Origin of the sequence: Neoasaia chiangmaiensis, from assembly GCF_002005465.1 — a bacterium.
In the GTDB taxonomy this organism is placed as follows: domain Bacteria; phylum Pseudomonadota; class Alphaproteobacteria; order Acetobacterales; family Acetobacteraceae; genus Neoasaia; species Neoasaia chiangmaiensis.
Window position 1 is genome coordinate 750,163 of sequence record NZ_CP014691.1, and the last position, 14,828, is coordinate 764,990.

Here is a 14,828-nt window from a genome sequence, read left to right on the forward strand (position 1 = left end):
GCATTCAGTGCGCCGCCTTCTGCGCCGAAATCCAGTCCGCGACACGGGCTTTCAGCACCTGCATCGGCATGGCGCCTTCGTCGAGCACGACATCATGAAAGCGACGTTCATCGAAGCGGCTGCCAAGCGCTTTCTCGGCCTGATGACGCAACGACAGGATCGTCAGTTCACCGATCTTGTAGCCCAGCGCCTGTCCCGGCCATGAGATATAGCGGTCGACCTCGTTCTGGATGTTCTTGTCGGTCAGCGCCGTGTTATCGCGCAGGCAGGCCACGGCCTGATCGCGGCTCCAGCCTTTCCAGTGCAAGCCCACGTCGATCACCAGCCGACAGGCGCGCCACATCTCCATCGACAACATGCCGAAGCGATCATAGGGCGTCGGATACATCCCCATTTCCGCGACGAGCTGCTCCGAATACAGCGCCCAGCCCTCGACGAACGCCGTCGTCTCGTAGTCCCGGCGGAAACCCGGCATGTCATTCATCTCCTGCGCCAGGGCGATCTGGATATGATGGCCCGGCACGCCTTCATGTGCCACCAGAGACGGCAATTCATAGAGCGGCCGCTGGTCGAGATGAGAAGTGTTGATCATCAGGCCGCCCGCGATCCCCTGCGTCGGGCTGCCGGGATCGTATCGACCGGTCGTATAGCCCTCCTCGATCGTGCGTGGCACTTCGCGCACTCCGTAGGTGAGCCTGGGCAGCTTGCCGATGACATGCGGCAACTGATCGTCAATCTCCTTGGCCAGACGGCTGGCCTTTTCCATCAGGGCCTCGCGCGTCGTGACATAGAAACGCGGATCGCGATGCAGTTGCGCGACGAAACCCTTGAAGCCGCCCCTGAAACCAGCCGCGGCCATCTCCCTGGCCATATCGCGATGAATCCGTGCAATCTCAGATTGCCCGAGGGCAAACACCTGGTCCGGCGTCATATCCGTCGTCGTCTCGCTTTTCACGCGATAGGCGTAATAAGCCCGACCGTCGGGAAGAGACGCCGCCCCGAGCGAATTTCGGCTGGCCGGCAGATATTCGTCGTGAAAGAAACGCGCCAGTGTCCGCTCGCTGGGCTTTATCCGCGTTTCGACAATGCGCAGCGCCTCGTCCCGAAGGGCCTGTTGCCGGGCGGGCGGCAAGGATGACGACATGCCTGCGAACGGCGCCATCAACGCATTATCGGCCGCCGACCGATCCGCCGTCGCCTGCAACGTTTGCGCCGTATGCTCGGCAATCAGACGCGGCTGCACGAAACCCGTCTTGATGCCACGTCGCATATTGGCAATCTGCTGATCGTAATAGGCAGGCAATGCCTGCATGCGCGCCATCCAGTGGCGCGCGTCGGCTTCCGTGCGGATTGGCGTATTGTCCGCCGCGTAACCGGGTTCCTCGAAGAAACCCTCATCACTCGTGAAGGGCATGCGCGCTTCATCGAAACGTTGCCCCTCGATCGCCAGTTCGACACGCCATCGAATCAACGCGATGTTAAGCCGATCTTCTCCCTGCAGGGATACCGGGTCGAGCGCCTTGAGTCGATTATCGAACGCCACGAACGCTTTATAGCGCGCGGCGTCGGCAGCGGGACTGTCATCCGGCCAGCGCTCGGAAGCCGCAATATCACCCCTCGCTGCCGCGGAGATCGGGTCCTGTTCACTGTTGAAAGCGTCGTAATCCGCAATCAGCCGTTGCGCCGGCGTGATCGATGCTGCCTGCGCCGCGCTAATGGAGAAGGTCGTTGACGCCACGACAAACGCCGCGATGAGAGAAGACCCGCGGCTTCGCATCAAAGGCCTTCCATGCGCTGTAGAACGATCATGACTTGTGGCAGCCGGACCGGATTGTCGAGGAACTCCACAAGGCGGAACAAATGCCCCCACTGTTTGACCACGTAATTACGCGGGATGATCGCCTCGCCATAATGCGCCTGCGGATGCGGCGGCCGCACCGATGCGGCGTGCAGGAACTGTCCGGCCTCATAACGTGAATTGGCCAGCGCTTCATCGGTGAAGCTGTCGGCGCAGGCTTCGTACCAACCATGCTCAAGCTTCATGCCAGAGGCTCGGCGTGCCCGCATTTCCGCGCAAAAGGACAGAAAGCGACGGCTCTGCGTCGTGATGATCGCCAACCCACCCGGTTTCAGCAGGCGATGAAATTCCCTGATCCAGTGTCCGGCCAGAAATTCGTCCAGATGTGAGAAGACCGACCACGCGGTAATGAGATCGAAACTTCCCGCCCCCATGACCAGCGGCGGCACCAGATTGCAGGAGAGGAAATTCAACGCCGGGTTACAGCGCCGCGCCTCGATCAGGAAGCGGGAGGTCGAATCGACGCCGAACAGATTGTCCGGCCGGACATCCTTCATGAGCAGGCGCGTCATGCGCCCCCAGCCACAGCCGAAATCCAGCACCATGTTCTCAGGACGCAGCGGTCGTCCGGTATAGGCGCAATACGACTTGATCTCGCGATAGAAGACGTGCGCCTCATGCAACGAAACCTCGCCGCTATGGCCGTGAATCTCGCGTTGCAGATCTTCGGGGGGGAAATCCGGCATCCGCGCCCCGTCGATCTCCGGCACACGCAGGGACGATACAAGGATGTTCAGCCAGTCTTCGTCGCTACGGTCCCGGAACGTATCGAAAACGGCGGAAGCGCCGGGGGCCTGAAACATCCATCAATCCTGCTGCCGATCGCCCGATATCGAGACCCGATTCAGGCGATGATGAACCATGAGCATGGCGTCCCACATCATGGCCGGAACTTCCCTTAATCGCCAATACCATGCGCGCCAGATTCGTCCGGAAGACGCCGGCGCAGCCTTGACGGCCACCGTCCTCCAGCCTGAAAGTCGCATCAACATCCGGCAACGTGGCAGATGATAGGCACTGCTGCAGATATACAGCGGCCCGAAATATCCGATCCCACGCAGGAACGCGCCGCAATAGCGCGCCGAATCGAAGGTATCGCGCGCCATCGGCTCCAGATCGATCCGATCGCGGCCGATTCCATCCCTGACCAGAAGATCGGCCATGATGGCGGCCTCGCTTGGGCCGGAGCGGCGCTGACGTCGCGCGATGCCGCCCGTCAGCAGAAAGCGTATGTCCGGGTCATGCCGCCCAAAATGCAGGGCCGCGGCAACACGTCGCCGCATGGCCTCGCTCGGTTGCCCATCGGGCAGCGGGGCCGCACCGAAAACGATCAGGTAATGCAAGGCTGCCCTAGCGCGGCAACAGGCGTCCGCGCTGCCAGGCCTCGGCGGCCTCCTCCGGATCGACGTTCTCGACGCGGATGGCATAGTCGAGCGCACTCATGACCTTGTTGCCCAACATCATTTCCGACAATTCATCGATCATGTCGGAATCCACGCATGCTGCCGTGGCATCCCGCACCAGCATCCGCGCTTCCATTTCCGCGCCGAGGCGATGCGCCGGATCGTTGACGACATGCAACATATCCGTATGGAAAAGCGCGTGCGGCTGCGCAAGGACAACCAACGATGTTGCTCCGGCATCCAATCCGGCCACATGGTCGAAGATATCGTCATCGTCGACCACATCGACCGGGACTGCCTGCAAGGCGGGAAGGTTCGCCAACGCATCGCGAAGGCGCGCCACATTCGGCGGCGTTGTCACGATACGGGCGATTTCCTGTGCGCCAAGGGTCTCGATATCCCCCACTGGCTTCGTCGCCGCCCAGACATAGACCGGCAGATAAAGCTGGCCGATCTCGCGCATCCCCCGCGCCAGATGTCTGTCACGTGGCATCCAGGCGGAGACCAGCAGGTCGATCTCACCTTCTGCCAACAGGTCCGGCAGTTCCTCCGGCGACGCATCGACGAAGGACACATCCATTTCATAGGCATCCAGCACCCGTGCCACGGCGCTCGCGCAACCGGCATGAAGGGTATCGCGCAGGTGCCCGAGCGTAATCGTGTTCATGAATGCGTTTCCCCTCGGATACCGGAATATGACGAGGGGTTCAGACCATCCCCGCCGCCTTTTGGCAAGTGTCTAACACGGCGGGACGGTCTTCGTTGACTTACCAGATCTTCACACGCTGCTCGGGCGACAGATAAAGCTTCTGGCCGGGCTGCACATCGAATGCCTTGTACCAGGCATCGATATTGTGCATCGGCAGGTTGACGCGTGCCGCCGGCGATGAGTGCGGGTCGACGACAGCGTAGTTGCGCGCTGCATCATCCCGAACCTTCTCGCGCCAGTCCTGCGACCAGCCGAGGAACACGCGCTGATCACCCGTCAGCCCGTGAACGACCGGCGCCGGCTTGCCGTGCAGGGACGCATGATACGCATCGAGACCCAGCGTCAGACCACCAAGATCGGCGATGTTCTCGCCCATCGTCAGCTTGCCATTCAGATGCACGCCCGGCAAAACCTCGAATGCATCGTATTGCTTGCCATAACGATCCGCCAGCGCCTGGAAGCGCGAGACGTCCTCCTTCGTCCACCACTGATGCAGACGACCGTTTTCGTCGAACTGACGCCCTTCGTCATCGAAGGAATGCGTCATTTCATGGCCGATCACGCCGCCGATGGCACCGTAATTGACCGCGTCATCGCCCGTCGGGTCGAAGAAAGGCGGTTGCAGGATCGCGGCCGGGAAGACCACCTCGACCTGCGTCGGGTTGTTATAGGCGTTGACGGTTTGCGGCGTCATCAGCCACTCGTCACGATCGACCTTGCGATCCAGGTGATGCAACTCGAACTGCCAGCGGAAAGCCGCCGCACGCTCGGCATTACCATACAGATCGCCCGGCTTGACGACGAGCGAGCCGTAATCGCGCCATTTCTTCGGATAGCCGACCAGGATTTCGAAATTGTTCAGCTTGCGCAGCGCCGCTTCGCGCGTTTTCGGCGCCATCCAGTCGACATGTTTCAGCCGCTCGGCGAAAGCCGCCTTGACCTCATGCGTCAGTTCCGTAATCCGGGCCTGCGCACTCGGCGGGAAATACTTGGCGACATAGATCTTGCCAATCGCAAAACCCATGGCATGGCTCGTGGCGCCAACAGCACGCTTCCAGCGCTCGGCCAGCTGTGGCTGACCTTCCAGTTCATGGTCGTTGAACTCGAAGGAAGCCTGAACGAACGCCTTGGTCAGGCTCGGCGCCGCGTTATCCGCGAGATGAAATGCCAGCCATGCTCGCAGCGTGTCATAATCGGTCGCACCGATGATTTTCGCCATGCCGGTAATCGCGCTCGGCTCACTGACGATCAGACGACGACCGCCGATATTGCTGGCGGGAATACCGGCATTGACGAACATGACCGCCCAGTCAACGCCGGGCGCCGACTTCGCCAGGTCTGCAATGCGCATCGCATTGTAGGTCTTCACCGGGTCACGACGATCCGCGCGCGCCCACTGCACTTTCGACATGTCGGTTTCCAGCGCCACGATCTTCGCGGCCTGTGCCGTGGCATCCGGCCACCCGATCATGCCGAGCATCTTCGCGATATAGGCCTGATAGGCCGCGCGCTTCTTGGCGAAATCCGGCTTCAGGTAATAGTCGCGATCCGGCAGTCCAAGACCACCCTGATCCATCATCAACGCGTTCTGCGTGGGATCCTTCGGATCGGCATCGATACCAAGACCGAATGGATTGAACTGGAAGGAGCCCTGCGCCTGCCCGAGAAGTTTGGCGAGAGAAATCGGATCCTTCACGCCCTTTACGGCATCCAGATCCGCCTGCAGCGGTGCTACGCCACGCTTCTCGGCAGCGTCCTCGTCCAGGAACGTCGCGTAATAGACGCCAAGCTTCTGCTCCGTCGTCTTTGGATCGGCGACAGGATTGCGACCGGCTTCGCGAAGGATCCCCTGAACGCGCTCGCGCGCCACGTCGGCCAGAATGGAAAACGGCCCGAAAACCGATTTATCGGGCGGAATAACGATATTGTCGACATACGTGCCGTTGGAATAACGGAAGAAGTCGTCGCCAGGCTTCACCTTGGTGTCCATGCCCGCCGCATCGAAACCCCACCCTGCCGGATACGGCTTTGCCGCATCTGCGGAGGCTGCCGGGGCGGGCGCCGCGTTGGCCGATGCCAGACCGATCAATCCAAGAGCACTGGCAGCGCCCAGAAGCCGTTTATGGAAACTCATCACGTGCAACAGATCCCCTATCGTTATCCTGCCCGGCAAACCGGACCGTTGCGATAAGCATACAGTCTTGGCGCCAATTGGACAGACGTAAGACGGGAATTTGTTACCGGTTCGTTTCAGCGGTGATGGTGGCCTTGTGTCGCACGGAGAACCGGTGCTGCTGCCGTTGCCATGACATCGAAGTCGAACACGACAACCTTTTCGAGATAAGGCGTCGCAAATTCCTTGAACGCCTCGTGCGCCGGATCGAAAAACGCCGGATCGGTCACCACGGGCCTGCCAACATAGAAGTTGCGGTCACCTTCCGAGCGGAAGGTGACGAGGAAAGCCTGCTGCAGGCCATCATCTGCCCCTTCACCGCTATTCTGCATGCCCGTCTCGATCGAGACGACGGGATGCGTGCCATCCGGCCGTCGCGAGTCCTGTACCAGATGGAGGAAGCGTGCGGTTATCTCGGCTCGCTGCGCCACCGAAGCGTCCGATTTATACCGGAACATGACGATATGACGGACCGTGCCCACATGCCAATCCGGGGCCGTGAACTGCGCCAACCCGACCTGTGCCGCCAACTGTTGAAACGCCGTCGTGGAGGATGCCACGATCGGCATCACGCCAACAGGTCCGGACGACGCAATCGGCAGGGAATAAGGGTCGGCCTTCGCCATCGACGTCATTCCCATGCAAAGACCGAGCACCATGACACCATAGGCGCACCGCTGCGCCACCTTATGAGAATTCCGCAACAGCATGATCACACTCCCAAACCCAACAGCCACACGGCGATCCTAGCGCAAGACGATACCACGCAAGCCTAAATTCCCGGTCAGACAACGTGACCCGTGCGTTACGTGGCAGCGATCTTTCTGAACCGCTGCGCACGCATGCGGATAAGACGATACATGCCGCTCGCGACCAGGTTTTGCAGTCTGGAGTGCGGCGTGAAACCGATTGTCTTGAAGATCATGCTGGTGACGCGGTTGACGTGCCGGGGCTGATAGAAACCCATCGCGCGCGACATATACGCCGCAATGCATCGCTTGTGGTCATACGCCAGTCCGGGCGGCTCGTTCGTCGTATGATACGCGGAGGCGAGTTCGTCGTCTTCGCTTTCCGTCACGCGGCCCAGCGCGATCCGCGTCCTGGCCCAGACCCCAAGCTTCTCCCGGGCCAGATAGCGGTGCATATGGTCATAGAAAAGCTTGAAATGCCGATATTCGTCAGCGGCGATCTGCTTGCAGATGGCCTTGAGCAACGGCTCCTCCGTTGCATCCGCCAACGCCGTGTAGAAGGACGAGGTGCCCGTCTCGACCATGCAGCGCGCGATCAGTTCACCCGTTCGTGAACCGCGAATGGACGCATCGACATTTTGATCGATGTGGTAACTGGCCCGATACCGGTCGAACGCACTCATGTAATCCCAGGTGGGATCGGCCAGCATCGCCCATTTGCCGAGCGCGTCGCCATGCTGCACTTCCTCGACAGCCCAGTTGTCCGCCGCAGCCCGAAAATCCGGATCGCCGACGAAAACGTTGCCAAGATAGACCGCATAGTCCAGCCCGTTGCGCTCCACGACAGAGGCCGCCTTGACCAGTGGCACGATATCCGGGTCGACCTTCGACGCGTCGAACGCATCCCAGTCCATCTGCTCGATACGCCAGTGTTTCATAGGTGCCTGATGCCACGATCCACCGCTTTTGGATAGCTTCTTGCGCACCGGACGTGACAAAGACCCACGCATTGTGGCATCGCTGCCCGTCTTCATTTTCCGCCGCGCTGCCCGAACGGAGCCGACCGCATGTCCGATACCCTGATCCGTCCCGCCTTCGCCGCCGCCACCGCGCAAGCCCCATGGCATCCGGAATTACGGCACGACTGGACGCGCGATGAAGTCGCCGCGATCATCGACCTCCCCTTCCCGGAACTGATCTTCCGCGCCCAGACGGCGCACCGGGCCTATTTCGATCCGACCCGCGTCCAGATCTCCACCCTGTTGTCCATCAAGACCGGTGGCTGCCCGGAAGACTGCGCCTATTGCCCGCAGAGCGCCAGGCACGAGCAAAGCGTGAAGGCCGACAAGCTGATGGCCGTCGAAAATGTCTTGCGCGAAGCCCGCGCCGCCAAGGCCGCCGGTGCCGGGCGCTTCTGCATGGGCGCCGCATGGCGTTCACCGAAGGAACGCGATCTCGATACCGTCTGCGCCATGGTCGAGGGCGTCAAGGCGCTCGGCATGGAAACCTGCGTAACGCTCGGCATGCTTGACGCCGGGCAAAGCCAACGCCTGCGTGACGCGGGGCTCGACTATTACAATCATAACCTCGACACCTCGCCCGAATATTACGACAAGATCATCACGACCCGCACCTATCAGGAGCGGCTGGACACACTGGAAAACGTGCGCAGCGCCGGCATCAACGTCTGCTGCGGCGGCATTGTCGGCATGGGCGAGGACGAGAACGACCGCGCCGGACTGATCGCCACCCTGGCTTCACTCCCGCAACATCCCGAAAGCGTGCCGATCAACCTGCTGGTGCGCGTTGCGGGCACGCCGCTTGCCGATGCGGAAGCGGTCGATCCCATCACCTTCGTGCGGATCATCGCCGCGGCCCGCATCACGATGCCCGCCAGCCACGTCCGTCTGGCCGCAGGACGCGAACTGATGAGCGACGAAGCCCATGCCCTCGCCTTCCTCGCCGGCGCGAATTCGATCTTCTGCGGCGACAAGCTGCTCACCACGCCCAACCCGGCAGAGCATCGGGACCGCAAGCTGCTCTCCAGCCTCGGCATGCAGCCGATGACGGCCACACATTAAAAAAACGCCTGCCCGGATCCCGGTCCGGGCAGGCGTATCCGGTCATCCGCCGGAAGATACGTTTACATACCGCCGGAAGCGGCGATGGTCTCGCCGGTGACCCAATAGGAATCATCGGAGGCCAGGAAAACGGCAACCTTGGCAATATCGTCCGGTTTCCCGACCCGACCGAGCGGTGTCTGCCGCTTGAATGTCTCGACCATGTCACTTTCGAGAACGCCCAGCGCCTCGACGCCTTCCGTTGCCACCAGGCCGGGATTGATCGAATTCACGCGAATATTGCGACCGCCCAGTTCCTTGGCAAGCACGCGCGTAATACCGTCCACGGCATATTTCGTTGCGGTATAAACGACGTTGCCGGCCATATTCAGACGGCTGGCGACCGAACCGATATTGATGATATTGCCGCCCTGCGGGCCGAACTGCGCAGCCGCGGCCCTGGACACGAGCAACAGCCCCAGAACGTTGATATCGAAATGTCGATGGAAGCTTTCCGGCGTCACGTCCTCGAGGGGGGCCATCGCATAGACGCCCGCGTTGTTGACGACGATATCGATCGTCCCGAACGCTTCCTTGCCTGCCGCGAATAACGCCGCAACATCCGCCTCGACCGCGACATTGCCACCGGCGGCCACCGCCTTGCCGCCGGCCGCCGCGATCTCGGACACGACTTTCTCCGCACCTTCGCGACTGCTCGCATAATTCACGACGACCGAGGCACCCTCGCTTGCAAGCGCCTTGGCGATCTGCGCGCCGATACCCTTGGATGCGCCGGTGACCAGCGCGACCTTACCTGTCAGTTTGCCCATGATATAGCTCCGTCATTTAGACAGATATCTAACTGTGTGGACCGACCCTTCGTTTCAAGGAGGAGGGCTCAACATTTCCTTCATTCGGTCGCAATAAGCGTCGACAACGTCATCGCACAAACGAAGATGTGCGAATTTTCCCTCGCGCCGGATCGCGATCAGGCCAGCATTCTCAAGCTCTTTCATGTGATGGGAAATTGTCGCCGCACTCACCTTCCCCAGATCCGGCAACTGGCAGCAGGGCATCTCCCCTCCCGCCCGGGCAATCGACGTCAGGATGCCGACACGACGTGCATCAGCCAGCGCTTTCGTGATCGCCAGAACACCGTCGGGGGCCAATTCGTTCTTTCGCTTATCCATCATGCTTCATATAGCGACCGGGTACCGGGAACGACAGGTACTGCCGCCAAATGAAAAAAAACCGCTGCCCGAAGGCAGCGGCGCAGCACAAGATTATCGATGTGGTGAAATATAATACGCCGGTCGATGCATCAGCGCATTATCGTCCCCGCGTGCGCATAGTAATCGTCAACAGAATGACCATAAATCTGATCATCCCAGTTCGGCGCCGTGTCAGAACCGTAGTTCGGCGCGTCACGCAACTGATCAGCGGTCAGATCGACAACATAGCCACTCCGTCCCGGATCGTAATGCAGCGTTTTCCACGGCAGGGGATGATAGCGATCACCGATACCAAGAAAGCCGCCGAAACTCATGACAGCATAGGCTACGTGGCCGGATTGCTTGTCGACCATGAAATTCTTGACGGTGCCGAGATGCTCGCCAGAGCGAGAATAAACGGCTGTGCCTTCCACCCGGTCGGACGCGATCAGATCGTGAGTCTCGTTCGACAGGTCTTGCATTGTCTGCGACATGATGACCTCTGCTTTCTCGTGGCTGCTGTACTAAGCGTGGGCATGCCACCAGTCGCGAACAAGTCGAGGCGGAAAATTTAATCCGCATTACTGGTGAGATATCATGTCACCGGCATGTCGAAAATTATCTTCGACATGCCACGTCTTTTCCGGTCATAGATCGGCAGTGAACGAGAATTTGAACGTGCGCGGCAACCCTTCCAGGAGGTAGCCGCCGAAAGACGACGCCCAGTAGCGCGAATTGGCCAGATTATCGACGCCGAAACGGGTCGTAATCGCCTTGTGGTCCAGCACGAAGGTATAGCGCGCGCCAAGGTCGAAACGCGTCCAGTTCGGCAGGCGCTGGGTGTTGGCCACATTCGCCCATTGATGGCCGGTCTGCACGACGCGTCCCGTCACCGTCGCGCCGCGCAGGAACGGCAGATCGTATTCAAGATTGCCGTTGATCGTGTATCCCGGCACGCCGATCGCCCTGTTGCCATCATAGCCGCTCGACGTCCGGCGGAGATCCGCATCGATAATCGCCGTGCCACCGTTGAAGCGCAGGCCCGGGAGGATCTGGCCGTTCACATTGAACTCGATGCCACGGTTCCGCTGCTGTCCATCGACCGTGTAGCGCAGCAAACCCGTATCGCCGATCGGCGAGGTGTAGGGATTGGGTTGCGACAACTGGTATAACGCGAGCGACATACTCAGCGTCCCGATGTCGTATTTCGCGCCCACCTCGTACTGTGTCGTCTTGTAGGGCGGGAAAACCTCGCCGAGATTGACGACATTGCCGCTGGCCGTCGGCCCCTGCGACAGGCCTTCGATGCGATTGAAGTAAAGCGATGTCCGACGCGTCGGATGCACCACAAGCCCGACGACAGGCGTGATCGCATCCTGGTCGTAACGGGACGTACGGGCCTGCGTATTATAGTCGTAGGCCTTCAGCAGCATGTTCTGGTAACGAAAGCCGCCCGTCAACGCGACGCGATTATCGAAAAACGACATGGTGTCGGAGAAGAACAGGCTATAAAGCCGCGTCCGGTTGTGCAGGGCAGGATTATCGATATTGCCGCCGACAAGCGTCTGGGCTGGCGAAGGCGCATAGTTCGGTCGGTAAAGATTACTTTGCAGGGAAGTCAACGCGAAAGCATAGGCTGTGTCCGTATCTTCCCATAGGGAAGATCCCCCGGCATTGATCTCGTGCTTCACCGGTCCCGTCGCGAAATGCGCACGAATACCCGCACGCGTGCTTTCATTCGTCTGAACATACGGAACATACATGCTGCCGTTCGAACCGGCACCGGTGACAGCGTCCGAGATGGTCAACGACGAGTAGTTGCCTTCTTCATGCCCACCCTGGCCGCCAAACGCAGCATAGCCGGTTACATATTTCGAAAAATCATGCTCGACGTCGAATTTGCCGAAAATGTAATTGAGTTCGTTATAGGTCCATGGCTGGCCGAAGTTGCGTGACGGCGCAACGGGACGCGGCACCCGTGTGACGCCGGAACCAAGAAAAATCGCAGGCCGCCCCCAGTTCACGCCCTGATTCTGATAGTCCATGTCCACCTTGATGCGCGTCTTCTCGTCGTGCCAGTCGAAAGCGCCGCCGACGGCCACGGAATGACGGCGCTCATGATCGATCGAGTCATTGCCGCTCATGCCCGCGACATTTACCCGCAGGCCATAAGCCTTGTCCCGTCCGAAACGACGCCCGACGTCGATGCCGCCACCGCCCATGGCATTGCTGGTGTAGTCGCCGGTGATGCGCGTGATCGGCGCATTCGTCGCATGCTTCATCGTCAGATTGATATTGCCGCCGATGGCCGTGCCACCCGGTGCCGCACCGTTGAGGAAAGCGCCGGCACCGTTGAGCACCTGAACCTGATCATAAAGTTGAGGTGAGACCAACTGTCGCGGCACGATGCCATAGAGCCCGTCGATCGACACGTCGTCCCCATAGACAGGAAAACCGCGAATGATGAACTCTTCCGAAAAATTACCATACCCGAACGTCGTGCGTACTGACGGATCGTTCTCCAGTACCTGTCCGAGCGTCTGCGACTGCTGATTGAGAATCAGACTCGCATTATAGCTGCGCACATTGAAGGGCACATCCAGCCCCTTCTTGTTGCCAAGCACACCCAGTTGCCCGCCGGACGTCACTTCCATCTGGTTACGGCGTTTGGCTTCGACGACAATCCGCTCATCCGTTCCCCTGTCGCTGGCCTGCTGCTGCGATGAAGGCGCGGTCGATTGCGTCGTGGTCTGTTGGGCGAATGCACTGCCGGACAGGGAAGTGCCGACGGCGAGCAGTGCAAGACCACCCCGTCCGGAGAGATGACGCAGCAATATGCGATTGGAGAAAGGCAAAGTCGAAGCCCCAGCTAGAGTTCAGGCGGCTCCGATACACGCTATTGCGATGCGTTCGCAATTCATCTCTGGGCATGAATTTAGATTTTCGCGTCTTTACAGCTGCGGAGTTGCATCGTAGCCACATGAGAATGCGTCGCAGTTCCCCTCCCGCCCCCGCCGATCCGATTTTGCGATGGCTCTGCCGTAGCGTATTCGCCAGCGCCATCGCCTATTTCATCGCATTCGGCCTCGTGCAGACCATGGTGCGGTGGTCACCAACCCACGCACGCGACGCGGCCCTCGCCGGGCAACCCATCGCCATTGCCATGCTTCCTTTACTGATCCTCGTCGGATTCGCCTGGCAGAGCCATCAGCGCGGCATGATGCTCCTCGGCCTGCTGGGCGGGATAGTCGGCCTGACAGGCTGGATCCTGTGATGCGCGACAACCTGCGGACGCGCATGGGATGGCTGCACGGCTGGGTCGGCTTCATTGCCGGCCTGCCGCTGACGATCATCTTCGCCGCCGGTACGCTTTCCACCTTCGATATCGAAATCGGACGATGGATGCAGCCGGAGATCCAGTTGCCATTCGGCGTACACCCCTCCCCAGGCGTCCTGTCGCACGCTGAGAACATGTTGTGGTCACTGCACCGTCAGGGCGTCATCGCCTTCCTGAACCTGCCCTCCCCACGTGATCCGGCACTCCGCATCCTGCATTACGATGGCCAGGAATTCGTCGGACCGGCGCTCGATCCCCGATCAGGTCAGGTCGTCCCGGCGCGTGAGACCGTCGGCGGCAATTTCTTCTATAATCTGCATTTCACCCTGCTGGCGGGACACGACTGGGGTCGCCGCATCGTAGACACCCTTGGACTGGCCATGCTCGTGGCGATCGGCTCCGGCATCGTCATTCACTGGCGATCCATCATCCCCGATATCGTGCTTTTCCGCCCCTTCGCGGCCCGTCCGCGCGCATGGATGGACGCCCACATACTGGCAGGCGTCCTGTTCCTGCCGTTCATCACGGCAACAGCCTATACGGGCGTCGTCGTGCATTCCGGCGCCATTCTGCCGGATGGCGGCGTCAGGAAAGACACACTTTCCGCGCAATCATCGGCTCCTGAAAACCTTCCGCCCCTTGCCCCCATGATTATCGAGGCCGAGCGCGTTCTCGGCGATGGCAAAACCGGTTTCATCCTCTTCGGTCCGGATGCCATTCATGTCGTGCAGGGTGACTTCACCCGCTTCTACCTGACACGGGACGAAGTGGCCTTCGATTATCGGGACGGCCACCTGCTTCATATCACACGCCATGGCGGCGCCATCGCACGCTCGCAACAGGCCTTCCGTGGCCTACACTACATACGCTGGGCACCGCTGCCGATCCGCTGGCTTTATTTCCTGGCCGGCCTGACTGGCGCCATCATGATGGCCAGCGGTCTCGTCCTGTTTCTGATGCGCTATCGGCGCCAGCACGGCGGGGAATGGACGTTCCATCTGGCGGAAGGCTTGACGATGGCCGTCGTGCTGGGCTTCCCCGTGGCGACGTTGAGCCTTTTCTGGCTAAACCGACTGCTACCGCCTTTCCTGCCCCATCGAGCGCTGGCGGAGTTCCATGCCACGCTTGATATCTGGCTGTTCACCGCGGTTCATGCGTTCGCCTTCTCCCTCTCCGGTCATGCCGGGCGGGCGTGGCGTCAGCAAGCTGCGACCCTCGGTATGCTCGCCGTGACGTTGCCACTGCTCGATCTCAGCACGCGCGATCATGGATGGACCCTGCCGGCCAGTTCACCCTTCATCGCCGTCGATACGCTCGCCTTCCTTGTCGGCATTCTCGCCTGGCATCTGTACCGTCGGCTCTCGCCGGAGCACGCATCATGATTCTGG

14 protein-coding genes are annotated in these 14,828 nt (G+C 60.4%); 3 read left to right on the plus strand and 11 right to left on the minus strand.

All coding sequences use genetic code 11. The annotated features are described in order from the left end of the window. Positions 1–4: 4 nt before the first annotated feature. The 7 genes from A0U93_RS03580 to A0U93_RS03610 form a co-directional block, all read right to left on the minus strand. A complete protein-coding gene (locus A0U93_RS03580) occupies positions 5–1,777 on the minus strand; it encodes a DUF885 domain-containing protein (protein ID WP_077806131.1) in 1,773 nt (590 codons plus the stop codon). Beyond that, a complete protein-coding gene (locus A0U93_RS03585; protein ID WP_077806132.1) occupies positions 1,777–2,661 on the minus strand; it encodes a class I SAM-dependent methyltransferase in 885 nt (294 codons plus the stop codon). Before A0U93_RS03585 ends, A0U93_RS03580 begins: the two co-directional genes overlap by 1 nt. A 3-nt stretch (positions 2,662–2,664) precedes the next feature. Further along, on the minus strand, positions 2,665–3,201 hold the full coding sequence (locus tag A0U93_RS03590) for a YdcF family protein (RefSeq protein WP_245825074.1): 537 nt from the start codon (positions 3,199–3,201) through the stop codon (positions 2,665–2,667). Between the two features lie 7 nt (positions 3,202–3,208). Further along, on the minus strand, positions 3,209–3,928 hold the full coding sequence (locus A0U93_RS03595) for a glycine betaine ABC transporter substrate-binding protein (protein ID WP_077806134.1): 720 nt from the start codon (positions 3,926–3,928) through the stop codon (positions 3,209–3,211). 100 nt (positions 3,929–4,028) lie between these two features. Further along, the gene (locus tag A0U93_RS03600) at positions 4,029–6,104 is read right to left on the minus strand and encodes a M13 family metallopeptidase (RefSeq protein WP_077806135.1); all 2,076 of its coding nucleotides are present in this window, start codon (positions 6,102–6,104) and stop codon (positions 4,029–4,031) included. A 116-nt stretch (positions 6,105–6,220) separates the two neighbouring features. Beyond that, positions 6,221–6,853 carry a Dabb family protein gene (locus A0U93_RS03605; protein ID WP_077806136.1) on the minus strand — a complete coding sequence of 211 codons (633 nt, stop codon included), beginning with the start codon at positions 6,851–6,853 and terminating at the stop codon, positions 6,221–6,223. Positions 6,854–6,948: 95 nt separating this feature from the next. Next, positions 6,949–7,770 (minus strand): acyl-ACP desaturase, encoded by an 822-nt coding sequence (locus tag A0U93_RS03610; protein ID WP_077808308.1) that lies wholly within the window; start codon positions 7,768–7,770, stop codon positions 6,949–6,951. 129 nt (positions 7,771–7,899) lie between these two features. On the opposite strand from A0U93_RS03610, the gene bioB reads away from it, so the two are divergent. Then, positions 7,900–8,913, plus strand: coding sequence for a biotin synthase BioB (gene bioB, locus A0U93_RS03615; protein WP_077806137.1), 1,014 nt, complete (start codon positions 7,900–7,902; stop codon positions 8,911–8,913). Positions 8,914–8,975: 62 nt separating this feature from the next. On the opposite strand, the gene A0U93_RS03620 is transcribed toward bioB, so the two are convergent. From A0U93_RS03620 to A0U93_RS03635, 4 genes are all read right to left on the minus strand, one after another. Then, on the minus strand, positions 8,976–9,722 hold the full coding sequence (locus A0U93_RS03620) for an SDR family NAD(P)-dependent oxidoreductase (RefSeq protein WP_077806138.1): 747 nt from the start codon (positions 9,720–9,722) through the stop codon (positions 8,976–8,978). Between the two features lie 54 nt (positions 9,723–9,776). Then, positions 9,777–10,085: an ArsR/SmtB family transcription factor gene (locus A0U93_RS03625; protein WP_077806139.1), complete on the minus strand. Its 309-nt coding sequence runs from the start codon at positions 10,083–10,085 to the stop codon at positions 9,777–9,779. 128 nt (positions 10,086–10,213) lie between these two features. Beyond that, the gene (locus A0U93_RS03630; protein ID WP_211274044.1) at positions 10,214–10,597 is read right to left on the minus strand and encodes a PRC-barrel domain-containing protein; all 384 of its coding nucleotides are present in this window, start codon (positions 10,595–10,597) and stop codon (positions 10,214–10,216) included. 153 nt (positions 10,598–10,750) lie between these two features. Next, on the minus strand, positions 10,751–12,958 hold the full coding sequence (locus A0U93_RS03635) for a TonB-dependent receptor (RefSeq protein WP_077806140.1): 2,208 nt from the start codon (positions 12,956–12,958) through the stop codon (positions 10,751–10,753). A 131-nt stretch (positions 12,959–13,089) separates the two neighbouring features. On the opposite strand from A0U93_RS03635, the gene A0U93_RS03640 reads away from it, so the two are divergent. Together A0U93_RS03640 and A0U93_RS03645 are read left to right on the plus strand one after the other, a co-directional pair. Then, positions 13,090–13,377: a hypothetical protein gene (locus tag A0U93_RS03640; protein WP_077806141.1), complete on the plus strand. Its 288-nt coding sequence runs from the start codon at positions 13,090–13,092 to the stop codon at positions 13,375–13,377. Next, positions 13,377–14,822: a PepSY-associated TM helix domain-containing protein gene (locus tag A0U93_RS03645; protein ID WP_077806142.1), complete on the plus strand. Its 1,446-nt coding sequence runs from the start codon at positions 13,377–13,379 to the stop codon at positions 14,820–14,822. The genes A0U93_RS03640 and A0U93_RS03645 overlap by 1 nt, the downstream gene beginning before the upstream one ends. The last annotated feature ends 6 nt before the right edge of the window (positions 14,823–14,828 follow it).